The organism is Variovorax sp. GW823-FHT02B07 (assembly GCF_058797695.1).
This window is the reverse complement of sequence record NZ_JBXAJX010000005.1, coordinates 1-22,244: the sequence shown is the minus strand read 5'-3', so window position 1 is coordinate 22,244 and position 22,244 is coordinate 1. Positions and strand designations below refer to the sequence as shown.

Annotated in this window: 21 protein-coding genes; 11 read left to right on the top strand and 10 right to left on the bottom strand. The window is 68.0% G+C overall.

Features of this window, described 5'->3' with window-relative positions; genetic code table 11:
• The first annotated feature begins 11 nt into the window (after positions 1-11).
• Positions 12-2,120: an ATP-dependent DNA helicase RecG gene (gene recG, locus AC1RGU_RS23635; RefSeq protein WP_492698324.1), complete on the top strand. Its 2,109-nt coding sequence runs from the start codon at positions 12-14 to the stop codon at positions 2,118-2,120.
• Here the strand turns inward: recG and serB are convergent.
• Together serB and AC1RGU_RS23625 are read right to left on the bottom strand one after the other, a co-directional pair.
• Entirely contained in the window at positions 2,110-2,796 is a 687-nt protein-coding gene (serB, locus tag AC1RGU_RS23630; protein WP_492698322.1) for a phosphoserine phosphatase SerB, read from the bottom strand. The two genes, recG and serB, sit on opposite strands and share 11 nt — an antisense overlap.
• A complete protein-coding gene (locus AC1RGU_RS23625; protein WP_240531241.1) occupies positions 2,793-3,677 on the bottom strand; it encodes a LysR substrate-binding domain-containing protein in 885 nt (294 codons plus the stop codon). Before AC1RGU_RS23625 ends, serB begins: the two co-directional genes overlap by 4 nt.
• Before the next feature lie 222 nt (positions 3,678-3,899).
• Here AC1RGU_RS23625 and AC1RGU_RS23620 point away from each other — a divergent pair, with 222 nt between their 5' ends.
• Genes AC1RGU_RS23620 through AC1RGU_RS23605 form a run of 4 tightly spaced genes read left to right on the top strand, consistent with a single transcriptional unit; the run spans position 3,900 to position 9,060 of the window.
• Positions 3,900-4,970, top strand: coding sequence for an ABC transporter ATP-binding protein (locus AC1RGU_RS23620; RefSeq protein ID WP_062477439.1), 1,071 nt, complete (start codon positions 3,900-3,902; stop codon positions 4,968-4,970).
• A 15-nt stretch (positions 4,971-4,985) separates the two neighbouring features.
• Positions 4,986-6,632, top strand: coding sequence for an ABC transporter permease (locus AC1RGU_RS23615; RefSeq protein ID WP_492698320.1), 1,647 nt, complete (start codon positions 4,986-4,988; stop codon positions 6,630-6,632).
• Between the two features lie 32 nt (positions 6,633-6,664).
• Entirely contained in the window at positions 6,665-7,645 is a 981-nt protein-coding gene (locus AC1RGU_RS23610) for an ABC transporter substrate-binding protein (protein ID WP_307637652.1), read from the top strand.
• Positions 7,642-9,060 carry an L-serine ammonia-lyase gene (locus AC1RGU_RS23605; RefSeq protein WP_492698317.1) on the top strand — a complete coding sequence of 473 codons (1,419 nt, stop codon included), beginning with the start codon at positions 7,642-7,644 and terminating at the stop codon, positions 9,058-9,060. Before AC1RGU_RS23610 ends, AC1RGU_RS23605 begins: the two co-directional genes overlap by 4 nt.
• A 19-nt stretch (positions 9,061-9,079) precedes the next feature.
• Here AC1RGU_RS23605 and AC1RGU_RS23600 read toward each other — a convergent pair whose 3' ends face one another.
• Entirely contained in the window at positions 9,080-9,706 is a 627-nt protein-coding gene (locus tag AC1RGU_RS23600; protein ID WP_159279239.1) for a LysE family translocator, read from the bottom strand.
• A gap of 85 nt (positions 9,707-9,791) precedes the next feature.
• Positions 9,792-10,487, bottom strand: coding sequence for a GntR family transcriptional regulator (locus AC1RGU_RS23595; protein ID WP_390347919.1), 696 nt, complete (start codon positions 10,485-10,487; stop codon positions 9,792-9,794).
• A gap of 283 nt (positions 10,488-10,770) precedes the next feature.
• Here AC1RGU_RS23595 and AC1RGU_RS23590 point away from each other — a divergent pair, with 283 nt between their 5' ends.
• The 6 genes from AC1RGU_RS23590 to AC1RGU_RS23565 are packed head-to-tail and all read left to right on the top strand — an operon-like array spanning position 10,771 to position 17,320.
• Positions 10,771-11,511 (top strand): DUF969 domain-containing protein, encoded by a 741-nt coding sequence (locus tag AC1RGU_RS23590; protein WP_492698315.1) that lies wholly within the window; start codon positions 10,771-10,773, stop codon positions 11,509-11,511.
• A 5-nt stretch (positions 11,512-11,516) separates the two neighbouring features.
• Positions 11,517-12,473: a DUF979 domain-containing protein gene (locus AC1RGU_RS23585; protein WP_062477418.1), complete on the top strand. Its 957-nt coding sequence runs from the start codon at positions 11,517-11,519 to the stop codon at positions 12,471-12,473.
• Positions 12,474-12,483: 10 nt separating this feature from the next.
• Positions 12,484-13,161: a pyroglutamyl-peptidase I gene (gene pcp / locus AC1RGU_RS23580; protein ID WP_492698313.1), complete on the top strand. Its 678-nt coding sequence runs from the start codon at positions 12,484-12,486 to the stop codon at positions 13,159-13,161.
• 35 nt (positions 13,162-13,196) lie between these two features.
• A complete protein-coding gene (locus tag AC1RGU_RS23575) occupies positions 13,197-13,967 on the top strand; it encodes a LamB/YcsF family protein (RefSeq protein ID WP_492698311.1) in 771 nt (256 codons plus the stop codon).
• Positions 13,968-13,975: 8 nt separating this feature from the next.
• Positions 13,976-15,562: a 5-oxoprolinase subunit B/C family protein gene (locus tag AC1RGU_RS23570; RefSeq protein ID WP_492698616.1), complete on the top strand. Its 1,587-nt coding sequence runs from the start codon at positions 13,976-13,978 to the stop codon at positions 15,560-15,562.
• 21 nt (positions 15,563-15,583) lie between these two features.
• Entirely contained in the window at positions 15,584-17,320 is a 1,737-nt protein-coding gene (locus AC1RGU_RS23565; RefSeq protein WP_492698309.1) for an acetyl/propionyl/methylcrotonyl-CoA carboxylase subunit alpha, read from the top strand.
• Between the two features lie 13 nt (positions 17,321-17,333).
• Here the strand turns inward: AC1RGU_RS23565 and AC1RGU_RS23560 are convergent, their stop codons facing one another.
• The 6 genes from AC1RGU_RS23560 to AC1RGU_RS23535 all read right to left on the bottom strand — a co-directional run.
• Positions 17,334-17,621 (bottom strand): hypothetical protein, encoded by a 288-nt coding sequence (locus AC1RGU_RS23560; RefSeq protein WP_492698307.1) that lies wholly within the window; start codon positions 17,619-17,621, stop codon positions 17,334-17,336.
• Positions 17,622-17,709: 88 nt separating this feature from the next.
• A complete protein-coding gene (locus AC1RGU_RS23555; RefSeq protein ID WP_492698305.1) occupies positions 17,710-19,818 on the bottom strand; it encodes a T6SS phospholipase effector Tle1-like catalytic domain-containing protein in 2,109 nt (702 codons plus the stop codon).
• Between the two features lie 44 nt (positions 19,819-19,862).
• The gene (locus AC1RGU_RS23550; RefSeq protein WP_492698303.1) at positions 19,863-20,351 is read right to left on the bottom strand and encodes a DUF3304 domain-containing protein; all 489 of its coding nucleotides are present in this window, start codon (positions 20,349-20,351) and stop codon (positions 19,863-19,865) included.
• A 68-nt stretch (positions 20,352-20,419) separates the two neighbouring features.
• Complete coding sequence (locus AC1RGU_RS23545) at positions 20,420-20,896, bottom strand: DUF3304 domain-containing protein (protein WP_492698301.1); 477 nt, start codon at positions 20,894-20,896, stop codon at positions 20,420-20,422.
• On the bottom strand, positions 20,893-21,810 hold the full coding sequence (locus tag AC1RGU_RS23540; protein WP_492698299.1) for a DUF4123 domain-containing protein: 918 nt from the start codon (positions 21,808-21,810) through the stop codon (positions 20,893-20,895). The genes AC1RGU_RS23545 and AC1RGU_RS23540 overlap by 4 nt, the downstream gene beginning before the upstream one ends.
• A gap of 8 nt (positions 21,811-21,818) precedes the next feature.
• On the bottom strand, positions 21,819-22,244 hold a 426-nt coding region (locus tag AC1RGU_RS23535), incomplete at its 5' end, for a DUF2345 domain-containing protein (protein WP_492698297.1).

The window sequence follows — 22,244 nt, the reverse complement described above, 5'->3', positions numbered from 1 at the left end:
AAGCCTTGTCCGTGCCCGCCAAGAAAGAACCGACTCCCCCCGCCGCGCCGGCGTCACCGCCCGGCACCGGCCTGAGCCTCGTGCAGCGCGCGCTGCGCAAGCTCGGCCTCGCGCGCGACATCGACTTCGCGCTCTACCTGCCGATGCGCTACGAGGACGAGACCCGCATCGTGCGCCTGGTCGACACGCGCGACGGCGACATGGCGCAGGTCGAGGGCGTGGTCACCGAGTGCGAGGTGGTGTTCCGCCCGCGCCGCCAGCTCATCGCCACCATCGACGACGGCAGCGACACCTGCCAGCTGCGTTTCTTCAACTTCTATCCGTCGCAGCAGAAGCAGCTCGCGGTGGGCGCCAAGGTGCGCGTGCGCGGCGAGATGCGCGGCGGTTTCGTGGGGCGGCAGATCATGCATCCGACCGTCAAGGCGGCCGGCACGGCGCTGCCCAACGCGCTCACGCCCGTGTACTCGACCGTGGCCGGGCTCGCGCAGCCGGTGCTGCGGCGCGAGGTGCGCTCGGGCCTGGCGCGCGCGCTGCTCGACGAGACGATCCCGGTGCAGATCGGCCTGCGCGGCGCGTGGGACCTGCGCAGCGCGCTGAGCTTCCTGCACTACCCGACGCCCGACGTGTCGATCGCCGCGCTCGAAGACCACAGCCACCCGGCGTGGCAGCGCATCAAGGCCGAGGAGCTGCTGGCGCAGCAGCTCTCGCAATTGCAGGCGCGGCTGGAGCGCGCGGCGCAGCGTGCGCCGGTGCTGCCTGCGTCCACCGACGCGGCGGCGAGTTCGCTGCATGCGCAGTTGCTCGCCGTGCTGCCCTTCGGCCTCACCGGCGCGCAGCAGCGCGTGGGCGAGGAGATCACGGCCGACCTGCACCGCCAGATCCCGATGCACCGCCTGCTGCAGGGCGACGTGGGCTCGGGCAAGACCGTGGTCGCGGCGCTGGCCGCGGCGCGCTGCATCGACGCGGGTTTCCAGTGCGCGCTGATGGCGCCCACCGAAATCCTCGCGGCCCAGCACTTCGGCAAGCTGGTCGGCTGGCTCGATCCGCTGCTGGCCGAGCGCGGCCTGCGCGTGGCCTGGCTCACGGGCAGCCAGAAGAAGAAGGAGCGCGACGAGATGTCGGCCGCCGTCGAAAGCGGCGAGGCCGCGCTGGTCATCGGCACGCACGCGGTCATCTCCGAAAAGGTGAGATTCAAGAACCTGGCGCTGGCCATCATCGACGAGCAGCACCGCTTCGGCGTCGCGCAGCGCCTGGCCCTGCGCGGCAAGGCGGGCGGCGACCTCGAACCGCATCTGCTGATGATGAGCGCCACGCCGATTCCCCGCACGCTCGCGATGAGCTACTACGCCGACCTCGATGTGTCGACGCTCGACGAGCTGCCGCCCGGCCGCACGCCCATCGTCACCAAGCTGGTGGCCGACCATCGGCGCGACGAGGTCATCGACCGCATCCAGGCGCAGATTTCGCAGGGCCGACAGGTCTACTGGGTCTGCCCGCTGATCGAGGAGAGCGAGGCGGTCGACCTGCGCAACGCCACCGAGACGCGCGACGAACTTGCCGGCACGCTGGGCGAACACATCCAGGTCGGCCTGCTGCATTCGCGCATGCCCACGGCCGAGAAGCAGGCGGTGATGGCCGCCTTCACCGCGAACGAAATCCAGGTGCTGGTGAGCACCACGGTGATCGAGGTGGGCGTCGACGTGCCCAACGCCTCGCTGATGGTGATCGAGCATGCCGAGCGCTTCGGTCTCTCGCAGCTGCACCAGCTGCGCGGGCGCGTGGGGCGCGGCGCGGCGGCCTCGGCCTGCGTGCTGCTCTATGCGCCGGGCGACAGCGGCCGCGTCGGCGAGGCGGCGCGCGCGCGGCTCAAGGCGATGGCCGAGACCGGCGACGGTTTCGAGATCGCGCGGCGCGACCTCGAAATTCGCGGCCCCGGCGAGTTCCTCGGCGCGCGCCAGTCGGGCGCGCCGCTGCTGCGCTTTGCCGACCTCGCGACCGACACGCTGCTGCTCGACTGGGCGCGCGAGCTTGCGCCGGTGATGCTGCAGAAGCACCCCGAGCTGGCGCAACGCCACATCGACCGCTGGCTCGGCACGAAGGCCGAATACCTCAAGGCTTGAGCAGGTCGAGCAGCTGGTCGAGCCCGCCCTCGTCGATCGCCAGCATCGCGGCTTCGCGCACCAGCGGCTTGGCGTGGTAGGCCACCGACAGCCCGGCCACGCGCATCATCGGCAGGTCGTTCGCGCCGTCGCCCACGGCAATGGCGCGGGTCGGCGGGATGCCCATCGCGCGGCAGCATTCGAGCAGCTTGTCCTTCTTGGCTTCGCCGTCGCAGATGTCGCCCCAGGGCTGGGGCAGCATGCGCCCGGTGAGCCGGCCGTCTTCGATCTCCAGCACGTTGGAGCGCGTGTCGTCCAGCTTCAATCGATCGCGCAGCCGGTCGGTGAAGAAGGTGAAGCCGCCGCTCAGCAGCACGACGCGCAGGCCGGCTTTCTTGCACGCGGCGATCAGCGTCTCGGCGCCCGGGTTCAGGTGCAGGCGCTGGTCGTACACGGCCTGCAGCGCCGACAGCGGCACGCCGCGCAGCAGGGCCACGCGCCGGCGCAGGCTGTCCTTGTAGTCGGTGATCTCGCCGTGCATCGTGGCCTCGGTGATGGCCGCGACCTCGGGCCCGCAGCCCGCGATGTCGGCGATCTCGTCGACCGTCTCGATGTCGATCAGCGTCGAGTCCATGTCGAAGGCGATCAGCTTGAAGTCCGACAGCCGCAGGGAAGGAAGAGTGAGCGTGGTGGTCATGGGGTGGGGCTGCCCGCGTTCCAGTGCTGCGTGCCGAGCCAGTCGACGAACTGCCGTGCGAGCGCGGCCACCGGCCCTTCGGTGCGGTACAGCGCGTAGACGCCGGAGGCCGGCAGGCGCGGTTCGGGAAACACCAGGCGCAGCCGGTCGGCGCGGATGTCTTCCTCGAGCAGGCACCAGGGCGCCAGCGCGAGCCCCAGGTCGTTCATGGCCGCCTGCATGCACAGGAACTGGTGGTCGAACACGGGGCCGGGCAGCTGGGGCGGCACGCGCACGCCGGCCAGCTCGAACCAGCGCGGCCAGTTCTCCACTTCGCCGGCGGCCTGCAGCAGCGGGTGGCCCAGGCAGTCGGCCATGCTGGCGATGCGGTGCCGTTCGATGAAGCGCGGCGATGCCACGGCCACGAGGTGGTCGTCCAGGCAGCGCACGCAGGTGTGGTCGGGGCGCTGCATGGGAATGCGGCGGATCAGCACGTCGCTGCCGGCCTCGGCCTGGTCGAAGAACTGCCGGCCCAGGGTCGACAGCTGCACGTCGGTCTGCGGCGCCAGGGCCTGGAAGCCGGCCAGCCGCGGGATGAGCCACTTCATCGCCAGCGAGGGCGTGGTGCACACGCGCAGGCTGGCGCGCTGGTGGGGTGACTTCAGCGCGGCTGTGGCACTGGCGATGCGGTCCAGGCTGGCCTGCACCTCGGCGAAGTAGTCGCGCGCATGCGGCAGCAGCGTCGCGCCGCGGGCCTCGCGCGCGAACAGCGGCTGGCCCAGGTAGTCCTCCAGCAGGCGGATCTGCTGGCTGACGGCGCTGTGCGTGATGCTGAGTTCGTCGGCGGCCGCGGTGAAGTTGGCATGGCGCGCCGCCGCTTCGAAGGCGCGCAGTGCCTTCAAAGGGGGGAGGCGTCGGGTCACCACATGCGACCCTTGGCGAGCGGGCTTGTCTTCCTCATGTTCTTTTCGTGTTCGGTTGCGTGCCGCCCGGGGTCGGAGGCCGGCGCGCATCGTAGACCGGGAAGCCTGCAGAAAAACTAACCGGCCGCCTTAAAAAATACGGCTGGTGGCACGCAGGGGGCGCACCTAGCATCGCGCTTCCTTCCACCCTGAACAAGAGACATGGCTTCCATCACCATCGACAACGTCGTGAAGCAGTTCGCCAACCAGACGGTGCTGCAGAACCTGTCGCTGCATGTGCCCGATGGCGCCTTCTACACCCTGCTGGGCCCCAGCGGCTGCGGCAAGACGACCCTGCTGCGCTGCATCGCGGGCTTCAACGAACCCGACGGCGGGCGCATTCTTTTCGACAAGGACGACGTGACGCGCGTGTCCACCCACCACCGCGACATCGGCATGGTGTTCCAGGACTACGCGCTGTTCCCCGACAAGACGGCCTTCGATAACGTGGCCTACGGCCTGCGCGCGCGCAAGGTGCCCAAGGCCGAGATCGCCCGGCGCGTCAACGAGGCGCTGGACAAGGTGAGCCTGCTGGCACTGGCCGACCGCTACCCGGCGCAGATGAGCGGCGGCCAGCGCCAGCGCGTGGCGCTGGCGCGCGCGCTGGTGATCCGCCCGCGCGTGCTGCTGATGGACGAGCCGCTGTCCAACCTCGACGCCAAGATGCGCCTGCAGATGCGCGACGTGATCCTGGACCTCGTGCGCGAAGCCGGCATCACCACCGTGTTCGTCACGCACGACCAGGAAGAGGCGCTGGCCATGTCCGACCGCATCGCCATCATGGACCGCGGCAGCATCGCGCAGCTGGGCACGCCCGAAGAGCTGTACGGCACGCCGGTGAACGCCTACGTGGCGGACTTCATCGGCTCGGCCAACGTGATCCCGGTGCCGGCCGAGTCCGCCGGCGGCGCCGCGTCGCACGTACGCTACCAGCTGTGCGGCCAGCAACTGGACGGCAAGCAGGGCGGCGCCGCGCTGGGCGCGCAGGGCATCCTCATCGCGCGCCCCGAGGCGCTGTCGCTGATGGCGCCCGCACCCCACGTGCCCAACGCCATCGCGGGCGAGGTGCTGCGCCGCCAGTACCTGGGCTTCAAGACCGCCTACCGCATCCGGCTGCACGACCAGTCGGAGATCCGCGTCGAGCTGCATGCCGGCAACATGGTGGCCGACTTCCAGGCCGGCGATGCGGTGCAGGTGCTGGTGCCGGCCGACAGCCGCGTCGTCGCCGCCTGAACGGACACGCACGCCATGAAAATCAACTGGTGGCCCTGGGGTTTCCTGACCCTGCTCAGCCTCGTGCTGCTGCTGTTCTTCGTGTTCTACCCGCTGGGCACGCTGTTCGTGAACAGCGTGCGCGACGAGTCGGGCGCGTTCTCGCTGTCCGGCTTCATCACCTTGCTGCAGGACAGCGAGTACCTGCTCGCGTTCCGCAACACGCTGGTGCTCGGCGTGTCGGTCACGGCCTGCACCGTGGCCGTGGGCGTGCCCTTCGCGTACATGGTGGCGCGCTACGACTTCCCGCTGAAGAACCTGGTGGCGGTGCTGCCGATCATGACCATCGTGATCCCCGAGATCATCGTCGGCCAGTCGTGGCTGCTGCTGCTGGGCAACAACGGGCTGGTGACCAACCTGCTCGCGGGCGCGGGCATCACGCTGCCGACCTTCTACGGCTGGACCGGCATGGTGTTCTCCATGACCTTGGTCTACTACACCTACATCTACCTGGGCGTGCTGGCCGCGCTGCGCGGCTTCGACGGCCAGCTCGAAGAGGCCGGCCTGAGCCTGGGCACCTCGCCGCTGGTGACCAAGCTGCGCGTGCTGGTGCCGGTGATCCTGCCCGCGGTGCTGGTCAATGCGCTGGTGGTGTTCACGCTGGTGGTGGGCAACTTCGCGCTGTCGGTGGTGCTGGGCAGCAGCGTGCCGCTGCTGTCGGTCATGACGTACAACGCCTTCGTCGGCGAGATGGGCGGCAGCCCCACGCTGCAAAGCGCGATGTCGGTGGTGTCGATCGGCATCGTGGCCATCGTGCTGTTTTTCCAGAAGCGCGTGGTCGAACGCAAGATCTACACGATGACGCAGGGCCGCGCGCCCGCCGTGGTGCGCGTGCGCTCGGGCGCGGCGGTGTTCTACACGCTCAGCGTGGGCGTCATCGTCGTGCTGTCGATGCTGCCGCTGCTCATCGTCTTCGTGGGCGCCTTCACCGAGACCAGCGGGCCCGTGATGCGCTGGGGCCAGTGGTCGCTGTCCAGCCTGGAGCGCGCGCTGCGCGGCGCGCCCGAGCCGATCATCAACTCGCTGAAGTTCGCCTCGATGGCCACCGTGGTGGGCGTGGCCTTCGCGGTGCTCGTGAGCTACCTGACGATCAAGAAGCGCAACCCCTTCACCCAGCTGCTGGACTACATCGTGGTGCTGCCGCTGACCATCTCGGGCACGGTGCTGGGCATTGCGCTGGTGCAGACCTTCAACACCGGCTGGCTGGTGCTGGCGGGCACCTCGGGGATCATGGTGCTGTGCTACACGGTGCGTCGCCTGCCCTTCGCGGTGCGCAACGCGTCGTCGACGCTGTTCAACATCTCGGACTCGATCGAAGAGGCTTCGATCAGCCTGGGCGTGTCGCCGCTGAAGACCTTCTTCAAGGTGCTGCTGCCGGCCATGAAGGCCTCGATCATCTCGGCCGCCATCCTGATGTGGGTGACCACGATCTCAGAGCTGTCGGCCTCCATCGTGGTCTACACGGGCGGCCTGGAGACCATGCCCATCGCCATCTTCCGCCAGGTCGACGGCGGGCGCCTGGGCCTGGCCTCGGCCTACGGCGCGGCGCTGGTCAGCGTGATCCTGCTGCCCATCGTGGTGGCGATCAAGGTGTTCCGCATCAACCTGTTCTCCAGCAAATGACCCACCCATTCACTTCAACCTGCGAGGTTTTCATGTCCTTCAAGTCCCTGGCGAAATGCGCGTTCGCGACCCTGGCCCTCACGGCGGGCGTCGCGGGTGCGCAGACGGTGGTGCTCTATTCGTCCAACAACACCGAGACCGTCGAGACCGCGCTGGCCGTGGTCAAGAAGAAGGCGCCCGGGCTCACGGTGCAGCAGGTCACGGGCGGCACCGGCACGCTGATGAAGCGCATCCAGGCCGAGGCCAAGAACCCGCGCGGCGACGTGCTGTGGAGCGGCGGCTTCGGCACGCTGGGCGCCTACAAGGACCAGATGGCGCCCTACAAGTCGCCCGACCTCGCGGCCGTGCCCGCGGCCTTTCGCGGCCCGAACGACCTGTGGGTCGGCACCAATGTGCACGTCATGGTGATGATGGTCAACGAGCGTCAGCTCAAGGGCATGCCCGCGCCCAAGACCTGGTCGGACCTGATGCGCCCCGAGTGGAAGGGCAAATTCGCCATCACCGACCCGAGCAAGAGCGCCACGGCCTACATGCTGGTGTACGGCCTGCTCAAGCAGTTTGGCCGCGACGGCCTGGGCAAGCTGGCGGCCAACGCGGTCGTCACCGCGTCGTCGGGCAGCACCTACAAGGGCGTGGCCGCCGGCGAGTACCCGGTGGGCCTGACCATCGAGTACGCGGCGCAGGAGTACGTGGCGGGCGGCCAGAAGGAGATCAAGCTGGTGTACCCGACCGAGGGCAGCTACCTGGCGCCCGAAGGCATGTTCATCGTGAAGGGCGCGAAGAACATGGACGCCGCCGTCGCGCTCTACAACGGCCTGCTGAGCAAGGAGACGCAGCAGGAGCTGCTGGTGAAGAACTTCCGTCGTCCGGTGCGCAGTGACATCGCGGTGTCCAAGCTCACCTCGCTGCCCGACCTGAGCGCCATCAAGGTCTTCCCGCTCGACCAGGAAGCGGCCTCGGCGGAGTACGAGCAGCTCGTGGCGCTGTGGAACCTGGCGGTGAAGGCGCGGTGACGAGTACGGCGAAGGCGCCTTCGACGCCGGTCAGCGCCTTCGATCTGTTCAAGATCGGCATCGGCCCCTCGAGCTCGCACACGGTCGGGCCGATGATCGCGGCGCGCCAGTTCGCCTGCCTGCTGCAAGCGCAAGGCCTGCTGCCGCAGGTGGCCGCGCTGGTGACGCAGCTGTACGGTTCGCTGAGCGCCACCGGCCGCGGCCACGGCACCGACCGCGCCGTGCTGCTCGGGCTCGCAGGCCACCGGCCGGACCGGATCGATCCCGACACCATCGAGCCCGCCATCGCGGCCATCCGGCGCGAGCGGCGGCTGCACCTGCTCGGCACGCACGCCGTGGCGTTCGACGAGAAAGAGCACCTGCTCTTCCTGCGCAAGAGCCTGCCTCGGCACCCGAACGGCCTGCGCTTCATCGCGCTCGACGCGCAGGGCCAGACCTTGGCTGAGGCGGACTACTTCTCGGTCGGCGGCGGCTTCGTCGTCGATGCGCAGGGCGAGAGCGTGCGCAACGAAGCCGGCGTGCAGCGCCCGGCGCCGGCCGCGCTGCCCTTCGCCTTCGACACCGGCGCGGAGCTGTTGGCGCAATGCCGGGCGCAGGGCCTGTCGATCGCCGCGCTGATGATGGCCAACGAAACGCAGTGGCGGCCGCAGGCCGAGGTGCGATCGGAATTGCTGCAGGTGTGGGACGCGATGGCCGGCGCCGTGCGGCGCGGCTGCGCGAGCACCGGCACCCTGCCCGGGCGCATGCAGGTGCGGCGGCGCGCGGCCGACCTGTTCGGGCAACTGCAGGGCAATGGCACGGCGCAGGCGGCGCCCGACCCGCTCGCGGCGATGGACTGGGTCAACCTGTACGCCATGGCCGTCAACGAAGAGAACGCGGCCGGTGGACGCGTGGTCACCGCGCCCACCAACGGCGCGGCGGGCGTGATCCCGGCGGTGCTGCATTACCACCAGCGCTTCTTTCCCGGCGCGGGCGACGAGGCGGTGGTCGATTTCTTGCTCACTGCGGCCGCCATCGGCATCCTCTACAAGAAGAACGGCTCGCTCTCGGGCGCCGAGGTCGGCTGCCAGGGCGAGGTCGGCGTGGCCTGCTCGATGGCGGCGGGCGCGCTCGCCGCGGTGATGGGTGGCACGCCCGGCCAGGTCGAGAACGCCGCCGAGATCGGCATGGAACACAACCTGGGCATGACCTGCGACCCGGTCAGCGGTCTGGTTCAGATCCCGTGCATCGAGCGCAACGCGATGGGCGCGGTGAAAGCCATCAATGCGGCGCGCATGGCCCTGCGCGGCGACGGCTCGCACTTCGTGTCGCTGGACAAGGTCATCCAGACCATGATGCAGACCGGCGCGGACATGAAGACCAAGTACAAGGAAACCTCGCGCGGCGGCCTCGCCGTGAACATCGTCGAGTGCTGACCGCCGTGCGGTCGGGCACTCAAGCAGGCCGGCGCGTGAACGCGAGGATCAGCCCGAAGCCGACCATCATGCTGCCGCTCACGCGGTTGAACCAGCGCATCGCGCGGCTGCCATTGGCCAGCCGGCGCATGCGCGCGCCGAGCAGCGCATACAGCGCGATCGCGACCAGCTCGAACACCAGGAAGGTCACGCCCAGCAGCACGTAGCTCGACGCGTACGCGCCAGGCACCACGAACTGCGGGAAGAAGGCGGTGAACACCAGGATGGCTTTCGGGTTGCCGGCCGCCACCGTGAACTCCTGGCGCACCAGCGCGCGCATCGACGGCGGCGCGGCCTCGTGCGCCTGCACCTGCGCAGTCGGTGCCGGCGCGCGCAGCAGCCGGACGCCGATCCACACGAGGTACGCGGCACCGATGTACTTGATGACGTCGAAGGCCAGCTCCGACGCCACCAGCACCGCGCCCATGCCCAGGCCCGCGATGGCGATCATGACCGCGAAGGCCACGAGCCGGCCGCTCGCCGCGATCACGGCCGGCGACACGCCGTGCTTGGCGCCGTTGGTGACCGACAGCAGGTTGTTGGGGCCGAAGGCCATGTTGATGGCGAAGCAGGCGGGCAGGAACAGCAGGTAGGCGGACAGGGTCATGGCGCATCCGGCGGTGGGGGTGGCGGGGTGGTCATTATTTCAGCACCTCGCCCGCACAGGCATGCCGATGCGAAGCCGGGGCGACCTATTCCACGTCCGTCATCTGCCGCGCGTAGACGGCCAGCACGATGCGCTCGGAGTGGATCAGGTAGTCGTTCAGCGCCGCCGAGCCTTCGGCGAACTTGCCGGCCTCGATGAGTTCGAGCAGCTTCGTGTTCATGTCCACGTAGGGCGCGTGCAGGAACTCCGGGTCTTTCAGCAGCCCGAAGGCCAGCCGCAGCTCGACCAGGATGTGGGCGAACAGCACGTTCAGCCGCTCGCTGTCGGCCAGCTCGACGATGCCCTTGTGGAACTCCATGTTGGCCGTGCCCACGCCGAGCCAGTCGCCGGCGTCGCGGCATTTCAGCGCCATCTCGACCGCCTCGCGCATGTGCTTCTTGGCGGGGTGGCGCGGGTAGGCCTGCGCCAGCGCCTGGCACTCGATGAGCCGGCGCACGCGGTAGATGTCGATGATCGACGCGATGCTCGGCACCGCCACGAACACGCCGCGGTTGGGCGCGTGCTTGAGCAGGCCTTCCTTGGTCAGCGTGCGGAACACCTCGCGCAGGGTGTTGCGCGAAATCTCCAGGCTGTCGGCCAGCGCGGCCTCCGACAGCCGCTGCCCCGGCGAGAACTCGCCCTTCACGATCTTCTGGCGGATCAGCTCGGCCACGCGGTCGTTGAGCGTGAGCGCGCCGGCGGCCGGCGAGGCGGGGGAAGCGGGGGAATCCAGTCGGGTCATGCCGGTCGGTCGGAGGGGAAAAGAGAGGGGCGCAGCGAGCCTGCGTTGTAACAGACCGCCCCCGTGCCACGCCTAGTCGTGCACCGAAACGCGCCCGTTTCAGGGTTTTCATGGGGGTATTCAGGCACTGTTGTTGGGCACACTACATAAAATTGTTCAACAACTTGTTTGAAATGAGTGATTCATAAGAAATGAATTGCTCATTCATTGGCATGAGGTTTGCATCAATCGACCGCACCGGTGCCCCTGCGCCGGTGTTTTGCATTGCAACGAAAGACCAACCATGACACCTGAAGTCCCCCTGTGGCCGCTGATCGGCGTGGCCGTGATCATTGCGGGATTCATCCTGCGCTTCAATCCGATGCTGGTGGTGATCGTCACGGCCATCGTCACGGCGTTCGCCGCCGGCTTCGGCCCGATGGCGATCCTCACGGCCATCGGCACCGGCTTCATCAAGACGCGCAACCTGCCGCTGATCATTCTTCTGCCGCTGGCGGTGATCGGCCTGCTGGAGCGCCACGGCCTGCGCCAGCACGCGCAGAACTGGATCAGCCGCATCAAGTCGGCCACCGCCGGTCGCCTGCTGATCGTCTACCTCGCCGCGCGTGAACTCACGGCGGCCATGGGCCTGACCAGCCTGGGCGGCCATCCGCAGATGGTGCGTCCGCTGCTCGCGCCGATGGCCGAAGGCGCCACCGAGACGCGCTACGGCAAGCTGCCCGACCGCATCCGTCACAAGCTGCGCGCCTATGCCGCGGCCACCGACAACGTGGGCCTGTTCTTCGGCGAAGACATCTTCGTGGCCTTCGGCGCCATCGTGCTGATGACCACCTTCCTGCACGAAGCCGGCATTGACGTGGAGCCGCTGCACATCGCGATGTGGGGCATTCCCACGGCCATCGCCGCTTTCATCATCCACGCCTGGCGCCTGCGCCGGCTCGACCAGGCGCTGGCCCGTGAGCTGGGCGGCGCCGTAGAGGCCGACGTGCCCGCCACCGCCGTGCCCGCCAAGGAAGGACGCTGAGCATCATGATTCTCTCGATCCAGCACCTGTACCTCCTGGTCGGCTTCATCCTCGCCGTCACGGCCGTGATGACGCTGGCCGACCGCCAGCATCCCAAGCGCTACACCAGCGCGCTCTTCTGGGGCATCTATGCACTGGTCTTCCTGGTCGGCGACAAGCTGCCGCCTGCGCTCGTGGGCGCCGGTGCGATCGGCATGGCCGTCATTGCCGGCCTGCGCGGCGTCGGCGCGGGCAAGCACCGCGAGCCCACGCCCGAGCAGTACCAGGCCAGCGCTACGCGCCTGGGCAACAAGCTGTTCATTCCGGCGCTGGCGATCCCGCTGGTCACCGTGATCGGCACCGTGGGCATGAGCCACATCAAGCTCGGCGGCACGCTGCTGCTCGACCCCAAGAACACCACGCTGGTGAGCCTGGGCATCGGCTGCGTGGTGGCGTTGGCGCTGGCCTGCTGGCTGACGCGCGAGACGCCCGTGCAGGGCATGCGCGAGTCGCGCCGCCTGACCGACGCGCTCGGCTGGGCCGTGGTGCTGCCGCAGATGCTGGGCATGCTGGGCCTGGTGTTCTCCGACGCCGGCGTGGGCAAGGCGGTGGCGCACATCACCACCAGCTACATCAACATGGACATCCGCTTCGTCGCCGTGGCCGTGTATGTGCTGGGCATGGCGCTGTTCACCATCATCATGGGCAACGGCTTCGCGGCCTTCCCGGTGATGACGGGCGGCGTCGGCGTGCCGGTGCTGGTGGGCGTGTACCACGGCGACCCGGCCGTGATGGCGGCCATCGGCATGTTCTCGGGCTACTGCGGCACGCTCATGACGCCGATGGCGGCCAACTTCAACATCGTGCCCGCGGCCCTGCTGGAGCTGCCCGACAAGAACGCGGTGATCAAGGTGCAGATACCCACGGCGGCCGCGCTGCTGGTGGTCAACATCTTCCTGCTGTACTTCCTGATGTTCCGCTGAGGCACCGCGCATGACCACCGCCACCGATGCCAAGGCACGCCGCGTGCTGCTCGCGGGCTTCGAGCCCTTCGAGAACGACCCGGTCAACCCCGCGTGGGAGATCGCCCGCGCGCTCGATGGCTGGGCCTGCGAAGGCGCCGTGGTGCAGGCGGTGCAGCTGCCCTGCGTGTTCGGCCGCGCCATCGACACGCTCGACGCCGCATTGATCGGCTCGCCGCTGCAGCTGGTGCTGTGCATCGGCGCGGCGGGCGGGCGCACCGAGATCTCGATGGAGCGCGCCGCGCTGAACATCGACGACGCGCGCATTCCCGATAACGCCGGCCAGCAGCCCATCGACCTGCCCGTGGTCAGGGACGGCCCGGCGGCCTATTTCTCGACGCTGCCGATCAAGGCCATGGTGCGCGACATGCGCGCGGCGGGCTTGCCCGCGGCCGTGTCCAACAGCGCCGGCACCTTCGTGTGCAACCACATCTTCTACGCGCTCATGCACCGGCTCGCGACGCGCCCGGCACTGGCGCACACGCGCGGCGGCTTCGTCCACGTGCCCTACCTGCCCGAGCAGGCCGCCTCGAAACCCGGCGTGGCGAGCATGGCGCTGGCCGCGCAGGTGGAGGCCTTCCGCGTGGCGATCCGCACCGCGCTCACCTTGCGCCACGACGTGCGCGAAACCGCCGGCCGGCTGCATTGATTCCTGAGGCGTGCGGTGCACGCCGGAGACCCCCGATGAACATCGACTTGAACAGTGACCTCGGCGAAAGCCTCGGCGTCTGGCGCATGGGCGACGACGCCGCCATGCTCGACATCGTCAGCAGCGCCAACGTGGCCTGCGGCTTCCACGCCGGCGACCCCGCGGGCATCCTGCGCACGCTGCGCCAGGCGAAGGAACGCGGCGTTGCAGTGGGCGCCCACGTGGCCTACCGCGACCTCGTCGGCTTCGGCCGCCGCAACATGGACGTCGACAGCGCCGACCTGCGCGCCGACGTCATCTACCAGATCGGCGCCCTGAAGGGCCTGGCCGCCGCGGCCGGCACCGAGGTGCGCTACGTGAAGCCGCACGGCGCGCTGTACAACACCATCGCGCACGACGAGCGACAGGCGCGCGACGTGATCGCGGCCTTGCACGAGATCGACGCCAGCCTCGTGCTCGTCGCGCTCGCAGGTTCGCCGCTCGTGGGCTGGGCCGAGGCCCAGGGCCTGCGCGTGGTGGCCGAGGCCTTCGCCGACCGCGCCTACACGCCGCAGGGCACGCTGGTGTCGCGCCGCGAACCCGGCGCCGTGCTGCACGACGCGAACGACGTGGCCGAGCGCATGCTGCGGCTGGCCAACGAAGGCACCGTCACCGCCATCGACGGCAGCGTGGTGCGCATCCGCGCCGATTCGATCTGCGTGCACGGCGACAGCCCCGGCGCGGTCGAGATGGCGCGCCGCGTGCGTGAGCGGCTCGTGCAGGCCGGCGTGACGATCCGCCCCTTCGCCGAGGCCACCACCGCATGACGACATCGATGCGCTTTCTTCGCGTCAACCTGAATGCCGTGCTGGTCGAGCTCGACGACCTGGCGCAGACGCTCGCGCTGCTGGCCTCGCTGCGCGCCGAGCCTGTCGCCGGCATCGACGAGCTGGTGCCCGCCGCGCGCACCATCCTCATCACCTTCCGCCCCGCCGTGCTGTCGGCCGCCGCATTGGCACACGCCGTGCGCCAGCGAAAGCTCGATGCCCGCGAGACGCGCATCGACAAGCGCATCGAGATTCCCGTGCGCTACGACGGCGAAGACATCGCCGAAGTGGCCGGCCTGCTCGGCATCACGCCCGACGAGCTGGTGCGCCGCCACACCGGCAGCGACTACACCGTCGCCTTCACCGGCTTCGCGCCCGGCTTCGCCTATCTGAGCGGCGGCCACCCCAGCCTGAACGTGCCGCGCCGCGCGGTGCCGCGCACCCGCATTCCCGCAGGCGCGGTCGGCCTCGCGGGCAGCTTCAGCGGCGTGTACCCGCAGGCCAGCCCCGGCGGCTGGCAGATCATCGGCGTGACCGACACGCCCATGTGGGACCTGTCGCGCGAGACGCCCGCGCTGCTGCAGCCGGGCGATGCGGTGCGCTTTGTCGATGCCACGTCGTTGAAGGTGGCGTTGCCTGTCGTCGAGAGCGTTGTCGCGGCGCCCGCGCCTGCTGCCGTCGAAGGCGGCAGTGCCTTCGAGGTCCGCGCCGCTGGCTTGCAAGCGCTGTGGCAGGACGGCGGCCGCCATGGCCAGGCCCGGCAGGGCGTGTCCGCCTCCGGCGCGATGGACCAGCGCTCGCTGCAGGCGGCCAATCGATTGGTCGGCAATGCGTCGGATGCGGCTTGCCTGGAGCTCGCCTACGGCGGCTTCCAGTTCGTCTGCCGCGGCGACGCCGTGATGGCCGTCACCGGCGCCGACGGCCCGCTCACGCTGACCCGCGCCGACGGCGCGCAATGGCCGCTGCTGCGCTACCAGCCCATCGCGCTGGCCGACGGCGACACCGTCACCTTCGGTGAGCCCGTCGCCGGCATCCGCAGCTATCTGTCTGTGCGCGGCGGCTTTGCCGTGGCGCCCGTGCTCGGCAGCTGCGCGACCGACACGCTGGCCCGCATTGGCCCGCCCGCCGTGGTGGCGGGCGACGTGTTGCCCGTGCGCAGCGTTGCCGTTGGCGCCGTCGTCGGCGCCACCGAAGTGCCGCCCATCGACCTGCCCACCGTGCAGGAAGAAGTCGTGCTCGACATCGTGCTCGGCCCGCGCACCGACTGGTTCACCGCCGACGCCGTCGAGCGCCTGTGCAGCCAGCCGTGGTCGGTGACGCCGCAGTCGAACCGCGTCGGCATCCGCCTGAACGGCGAGCAACCGCTGGTGCGCGCGAACAGCGCCGAGCTGCCCAGCGAAGGCACGGCGCGCGGCTCGATCCAGGTGCCGCCCAGCGGCCAGCCCGTGCTGTTCCTTGCCGACCACCCGCTCACCGGCGGCTACCCCGTGATCGCGTCGGTCGCCACCCACCACCTGGACCGTGCGGGGCAGATTCCCGTGAACGCCCGCGTCCGCTTCCAACCGATGGCCGGCCACGGCGCCATCGAACTTTGATTTGAGATCGAGAGTCCTGCGATGAAAAAAGTCCTGATCGCCAACCGCGGCGAAATCGCCGTGCGCATCGCGCGTGCTTGCGCCGACCACGGCGTGCAGTCGGTCGCCGTCTACGCCGATCCCGACCTCAATGCGCTGCACGTGCGCCACGCCGACGAGGCCTACGGCCTGGACGGCCACCGCCCCGCCGACACCTACCTCAACATTCCCAAGCTGCTGGCCATCGCCAAGCGCAGCGGCGCCGACGCCGTGCATCCCGGCTACGGTTTCCTCTCGGAAAGCGCCGCCTTCGCGCAGGCCGTGATCGACGCCGGCCTGACGTGGATCGGCCCTTCGCCCTCGGCCATCGCCACGTTGGGCGACAAGGTGCAGGCCCGCAAGCTCGCACTGAAGGTTGGCGCGCCGCTCGTCGCGGGCACGGCCGACCCGGTCAGCAACGCGGGCGAGGTGCTCGCCTTTGCCGAACAGCACGGCCTGCCGATCGCCATCAAGGCGGCCTTCGGCGGCGGCGGGCGTGGCATCAAGGTCGCGTGGCGGCTCGACGAAGTCGAAGGCCTCTACGAATCGGCCGTGCGCGAAGCCATCACCGCCTTCGGCCGTGGCGAGTGCTACGTCGAGCAGTTCCTCGACCGCCCGCGCCACGTCGAGGCGCAGGTGATCGCCGACACGCACGGCAACGTCGTCGTGCTCGGCACGCGCGACTGCTCGCTGCAGCGGCGCAACCAGAAGCTGGTCGAAGAAGCACCCGCGCCGTTCCTGAGCGACGCGCAGCGCGAGCGCATCCACCAGTCGGCACGCGACATCTGCGCGGCCGCCGGCTACACCGGCGCCGGCACCGTCGAGTTCATGCTGAGCGCGAGCGGCGCCATCTCCTTCCTCGAAGTCAACACGCGCCTGCAGGTCGAGCATCCCGTGACCGAGGAGACCACCGGCATCGACCTCGTCATCGAACAGCTGCGCATCGCCGAAGGCCTGCCGCTGTCCGTCAAGGAAACGCCCGCACCGCGCGGCCACTCCTTCGAATTCCGCATCAACGCCGAAGACGTGGGCCGCGGCTTCCTGCCGACGCCCGGCCCCGTCCACGTGTTCGACGCCCCCTCGGGCCCGGGCGTGCGCGTGGACACCGGCGTGGACGCCGGCTCGCAGGTGCCCGGCACCTTCGACTCGCTGATGGCCAAGCTCATCGTCACCGGCGCCACGCGCGCCCAGGCGATCGCGCGCGCACGCCGCGCCCTCAAGGAATTCCGCATCGAAGGCCTGGCCACGGTGCTTCCGTTTCACCGCGCGGTGATGGCGCACCCCGACTTCGTGTCGGAAGACGCCTTCAAGGTCCACACGCGCTGGATCGAGACGGACTTTGCGAACGACGAGAAGGCAGGCATGCGGCCTGATCCGTTGCCGGATGCGTCGCTGCACCGCACGGCCATCGAGATCGACGGGCGGCGCATGTCGCTGGGGCTGCCGGCGGAGTTGCTGCGTGGGTTGGCGTCGGCGGGTGGTGCGGGTGCTGCTGCTGCGCCTGGCGTTGCGAACGCACCAGCGGCCGATGCCGCCGCCGTGGCTGCGCCGGTGTCGGGCACGTTGCAAGGCTGGAAAGTCGCGGACGGCGACGAGGTCGCCGAAGGTGCGGTCATCGCGGTGATGGAGGCGATGAAGATGGAGATGCAGGTCGTGGCGCACCGCGCGGGGCGCATCGTGTTCGCGGCGGCGGCGGGGGGCTATGTGGCAGCCGGGACGGCGATCGCGCGCATCGAGTGAGTGAGGCCGGCCGTCAAGGCTTGAGGAACAGGGCGACGAGTCCTGAAACGATGCAGGGTGCGAAGGTCACGGCGGCCATGTAGGTCTCGAGACGCGCGCCTGTATTGCGTGCGTCGATGAGTGCTTGGCATGCACCGAGGTAGAGCAACGCGGTGCCGGCCAGCACGAGCACGAACAGCCGGGCTTGCTTCAAGCGAGGTGCCCATGAGGGATGTGGACGCACGCGATGGCCGATCAGGAAGAGCGTGCACACCAGCGATGGCAGGGTGCCAACCACCAGGACGAGGGCGATCAAGTTCATCTTGATCCGGCGTCACTGAACGGCGATGGCCGGGCAGTTGGTTGCTGCGGGTTCTGCGGGGCGATGACTGAACCTGCAGCGAGCTTCTTCAACTCTTGTCGAACACGCGCCGGTAGCGACCATGGCCGTGCGGCTCGCGGCGGCTGGCGGTGCCCAGGATTTTCAATGCAATCTTCGCCGTCGTGCCCGCGTTGTCTCGCAGATCTTGCGCATCTGCATCTGTCATCAGCGGCAGTGTTCCCGGTTCTTTCGCATCCGTCGCGATGACGCGGCGTTCGAAATTGTTGAGTTCATAGGCACGAGCCTGATTGCGGATGTTTCCTGCACGGCCCGGGTTGCCTTGCGCCTCCGATTCCTTCAACAACCGGTCGTGCGTGGCCTTCTTCTGCTTGATGGCGGCCACGAAGTCCTCGCGGTTTTCCTTCGTGATGGGGCCGAGCATCCAGAACCCGCCGTGCGAGTCATGGACATACTTGTCGAAGAAGTCGTTGGCGCTTTGCGGGACGTCCTTGGCGGCAGCCACGGCGCGCAGAAGGCGCCTTTGCACCTCATCGGCACGCGACTGCTGCTCGACGTAGCCCGCTCTGGGAACGAACACCCGCCTGGGCTGGTTGGCCACCTGAGCGGCTTGCACGTCCGTACGCCAGTCGAGTTCCGACTCCCAGAGATCCTGTCGGTCCTGCTTGTTGGAGGCTTCATAGCTCGCCATGGCCTTGAAGGTGGCCTCGTCGCTCTTGGAGGCGCGCCAGCGCCAATACAGTTCCATGTGATAGCGCATGCGGTTCTGCACGGGCTCGCCGCCGTTGGCAACATTCTGTTTTTCCTCTTCCGTGGTCCAGGCGGCGTAGCTGCTGAAGGCCTTGTCGAGGGTGGGCGCGACTGCGAAATCGGCTTGTATTTCCCCTTGCATCTCGGACTTGCTGTCCAATCGCACGCCCGCCGCCAAGGCCTCGAAATACATGTCCATCAAGGGGATCTGCGAGAGCAATGCGGTTCGTCCCTCGATGGCCTTGCCTTGGGATTTCGGTGGATAGCCCCCACCCAGATCGGAATGTGCCCCGGGATAGACGAACTCCTTGGTGTTCGGCGGGTAGTTCTTGGCCCTGATGCGCGCCGTGGACAGCGGAAACGACTGGCGTATTTCATGCGCTGCCACGTAGTGAACCGTCTGGTTGACGCCATGGATGTCCATGGTGTCATCGGCCCAGTCCTGAAAGCCTTGGAAGATCGGCGCCGAATCGGCCAGCCCGACGGACGCCACGGTGTCGAAGATGCCCAGGAAATGAAGCTCCAGCGTCGCCTCGCCGACCGTCATGTTTTCGGCGACTTTCTGCATCCATTGGCAAAAGGTGCGCGCTTCGGCCGCGCCGCGCGAAAAACCGAAGACCGACAGATGCATCTTGGTCACGCGCGGCCGCTGGTCCTTGATGGCTTTGAGCAGGCGCTCCTGAATGCCCTTGAAGATGCTGACCATCTTGTCGTCGCCCAAGCGCCAGCTGGTCTTCAATTGATCGACACAAAGTGTCTTCGCCTCCTCGGGCCGGATCAACAGAACATCGTGATAGGCCATGTGCAAGGCGTTGTAGACCTGTATCAACGCCCAATGGATGCGCGCCTCGCCACCGGTGCCGAAGCGCTTACCGGCGTCCAATTCCTTGACTTCGCCAATCTCGGGGAAGTGTGTGCCGACGCCGGGTATGTAGAAGCGGAAATTCTCGACCTTGTCGTCCTTGTGCGCGTTGAAGAGGCTGACCACGTTCGTGTGGCTTTGATCCGGCACATCGCGAACCAGGTTGTTGTTGGTGCCGTCGAAAAACAGGCCCACGTGAATCTCTTTGGCGCAACTCAGGGCATCGGCCTTGCTCGGATCGGCGCTGGCGGCGCGTTGGCACAGCTCGCGTGCGGTCAGAGTCCGGTCTGCGCGGGAGTGGTCGCCAGGCAATGCGGGCTGGTAGTTCGTGCCGCCCGGGTCTTTGTCCCACCAGTCGCCTGCGGGCGCATTTTGTAGCGGCCGATACTCCTGTTTCCACGCGATGGCCCGACCCGGTTCCTCCGACCACATCAGTATCTGCAGCCCCGATTCCTTGAGGATGCACTCGGCCGTACAGAGTTCTGCGGTCTTGAAGTAGAGGCAGCGCTTGTCATAGGTGCTGGCGTCGAAGCTGATTTCGTACCAGCCTTCAGAAAATTCATTCATGTGTTGCCCCCAGATCTCTCGAGATATCCCTTGGTCGCCTCGGTTCACCACTTCCAGTCTGCAGGCTTCACTGGGTAGGCCGGCCCGGGATAGTCCTTGGCGCCGGCTCTCTTGTTGGAAATGATCAACCGCACCTCGTTGTTCGGCAGGAAGTGCACGTTCAAGAGACCACCGGGCTCGTCGTACTTTTCGATGGGCACGATTTTTTCGTGCCAGCGAGGCTTGATCGCATCAGGTCGCGTATCGCCCGGGATTCCGCTGGAGGTCGTCCACTTCACTGTTGCGTTGAGACCGGCGCGCCACTTCGCCGGAAAGGAGACGCAGCACACAAAGCTGCCCCCGCCGCCATACGGACGCGAGTTGCCGCCGCCGGCCCCATCCACGTAAAACTGGTGGATGTAGTCCTCCGTGTGGTTGTAGGCGCTGATGTTGGCGCTGTAGCTTTCGGCGGCCGGCTTCTTGCTGCTGCAAGCCACCAGTGGCAGCGTCAGCAGTGCCAGTGCACAAAGCGTCAGGATCGTTGGGCGTTTCATGGCGTGTGGCCTTTCAATGCGTTCACGTGTTGTTCGTCGGGTTTCCGAAAATTCTTGCTCGCCTTGAGTCACCACTTCCAGCTCGGTGGCTTCATCGGGTAGTCGGGGCCGGGGTAGCCCTTGGCACCGGAGCCCTTGCTGGAGATGACCAATCGAACATCGCCCTCGGCCAGGAAGTGCACGTTGAGCGTGCTGCCTGGGACGTCATATCGATCAATCGAGACAACTCTCTTGTGCCAAGTGGGCTTGATGGCCTCGGGCCGCCTGTCGCCCGGAATTCCGCTCGAGGTTGTCCATTCCACCGTTGCGCTGAGCCCGGGGCGCCATTGGGCCGGATAGGAGATGCAGCACACAAAGCTGCCGCCACCGCCGTAAGGACGTGAATTGCCGCCACCTGCCCCATCCACATAGAACTCGTGGATGTAGTCCTCTGTGTGGTTGTAGGCACTGAGGTTGGCGCTGTAGCTTTCAGCCGCCGGCTTCTTGCTGCTGCAAGCCTCCAACAACGCCAACGCGCAAAGAACCAGGAGAGCAATGCGCTTCATGAAGCCTTCCCCTCCAACGCCTTCCACAGCGCGTCGCTCCAGCCCTTCATCAGGCCCGACAGGCTGGAGCCTTGTGCGACGGTCTTCCATGTGTCCGACAGATCGGGATGCTGATAAAAGTCATCGCCGCAGGTCAGCGAGAGCACCACGAACTGCAACCGGTCCGGGTTGCCTGCCACGTGCAGGCGCGTGGCAACCGCGAGGGCGCGCTGGAGCCGCTGATGAAACGCTGCCCGGTCGGTCTGCGGCACCAGCTGCGACACCGTCTCGAGCAGCTGCGCAAAGATGCCGTCGGCTTCCGAGGCATCCAGGAGCGTCGCGAATTGCGATGCATCGAGTTCGAGATGGTCGCGGGCATCGGCCACATCGTCCTTCCCATCAGCAGCAAGCCAGTTGCCGACCACGGCACCACTGCGATCGAACCATTGCCATTGCGAGATGGCCTGCGCCACGCGCCGTGCCTGTGGCACGGCCAGCGTGGCAAGCAGCGTCGGAAGCACGCGCACATCGCCCATGCGGCAGTGCAGCTTCAAGCCGTCGTGCCGCGCCTGCGCAAGGTAGCCGAAGCAGGCCTGCAAATCCGCAGCGGCGTGGCTGGAGGCGATCCAGCTGAATGCGGGCGCCGCCGGGTCGATCGTGGCGAGGCGCCGCAAGCCCTCGGTGCGCACCTCGTCGTCCAGTGGCAGCTCCAGCAGCTGCGGTCCCCTTGCGCCATAGGCCTCCAACGGTGTGTTGGCCAGCGCATTGACGTGCGACCACTCGTTGCGGCGCAGCACCGATGCGAGGCGCGCCGGGTCGAGCAAGGCCGCATCGACCAGCAACCAGAGGCCGACGGATGACGGTTGGGCGTCGACCATCGCTTGCACGGCATGGGCAAGGTGGAGGGGGTCGATCGGATCGGTCGCGAATTCCAACGCCACGCTCACTGCAAGGCGGAGAAGGGGGCTCCGCTTTGTGCCGCCTTCAGCATGCACTCGATGCAGATGCTCTGCGGGAACAGCGGCAACCCATACGGCGAGCTTGTCGGCCCGGCCAACTTCCGCTGCACCGCGTGATAGGTGATCTTCCCCGGACACTCGAAGGTGATGTCCCCATCCTGCAGCGTGATCGACGCGCCCTGCGCCGTCGAGATGCGGATCTTCTTCTTGGCCGCGAACTCCACCGTCTGGTCGGTGCTGGCGATCTTCAGCGCTTCCTTGGCCTGCACGCGCAACTCGTCGTGCTGCGCCTGGAAGTCCAGGTCGTCGTTGCCCGCGATGACCGACAGGCCCGTGTCCGCATCGGCCTTCTGCGCCCCCGCAAGCACGCCGATGGCCTGGCCGCTGTGCACGCGCAGCACGTCGGCCAG

Excerpts from the sequence above, each read along its gene's own strand:
- AC1RGU_RS23565 (WP_492698309.1), top strand. The coding sequence starts at position 15,584 with ATGAAAAAAGTCCTGATCGCCAACCGCGGCGAAATCGCCGTGCGCATC.
- AC1RGU_RS23545 (WP_492698301.1), bottom strand. The coding sequence starts at position 20,896 with ATGAAGCGCATTGCTCTCCTGGTTCTTTGCGCGTTGGCGTTGTTGGAG.
- AC1RGU_RS23615 (WP_492698320.1), top strand. The coding sequence starts at position 4,986 with ATGAAAATCAACTGGTGGCCCTGGGGTTTCCTGACCCTGCTCAGCCTC.
- pcp (WP_492698313.1), top strand. The coding sequence starts at position 12,484 with ATGACCACCGCCACCGATGCCAAGGCACGCCGCGTGCTGCTCGCGGGC.
- AC1RGU_RS23555 (WP_492698305.1), bottom strand. The coding sequence starts at position 19,818 with ATGAATGAATTTTCTGAAGGCTGGTACGAAATCAGCTTCGACGCCAGC.
- AC1RGU_RS23585 (WP_062477418.1), top strand. The coding sequence starts at position 11,517 with ATGATTCTCTCGATCCAGCACCTGTACCTCCTGGTCGGCTTCATCCTC.
- serB (WP_492698322.1), bottom strand. The coding sequence starts at position 2,796 with ATGACCACCACGCTCACTCTTCCTTCCCTGCGGCTGTCGGACTTCAAG.
- AC1RGU_RS23575 (WP_492698311.1), top strand. The coding sequence starts at position 13,197 with ATGAACATCGACTTGAACAGTGACCTCGGCGAAAGCCTCGGCGTCTGG.
- AC1RGU_RS23590 (WP_492698315.1), top strand. The coding sequence starts at position 10,771 with ATGACACCTGAAGTCCCCCTGTGGCCGCTGATCGGCGTGGCCGTGATC.
- AC1RGU_RS23620 (WP_062477439.1), top strand. The coding sequence starts at position 3,900 with ATGGCTTCCATCACCATCGACAACGTCGTGAAGCAGTTCGCCAACCAG.
- AC1RGU_RS23560 (WP_492698307.1), bottom strand. The coding sequence starts at position 17,621 with ATGAACTTGATCGCCCTCGTCCTGGTGGTTGGCACCCTGCCATCGCTG.
- AC1RGU_RS23550 (WP_492698303.1), bottom strand. The coding sequence starts at position 20,351 with ATGAAACGCCCAACGATCCTGACGCTTTGTGCACTGGCACTGCTGACG.
- AC1RGU_RS23595 (WP_390347919.1), bottom strand. The coding sequence starts at position 10,487 with ATGACCCGACTGGATTCCCCCGCTTCCCCCGCCTCGCCGGCCGCCGGC.
- AC1RGU_RS23600 (WP_159279239.1), bottom strand. The coding sequence starts at position 9,706 with ATGACCCTGTCCGCCTACCTGCTGTTCCTGCCCGCCTGCTTCGCCATC.
- AC1RGU_RS23570 (WP_492698616.1), top strand. The coding sequence starts at position 13,976 with ATGCGCTTTCTTCGCGTCAACCTGAATGCCGTGCTGGTCGAGCTCGAC.
- AC1RGU_RS23610 (WP_307637652.1), top strand. The coding sequence starts at position 6,665 with ATGTCCTTCAAGTCCCTGGCGAAATGCGCGTTCGCGACCCTGGCCCTC.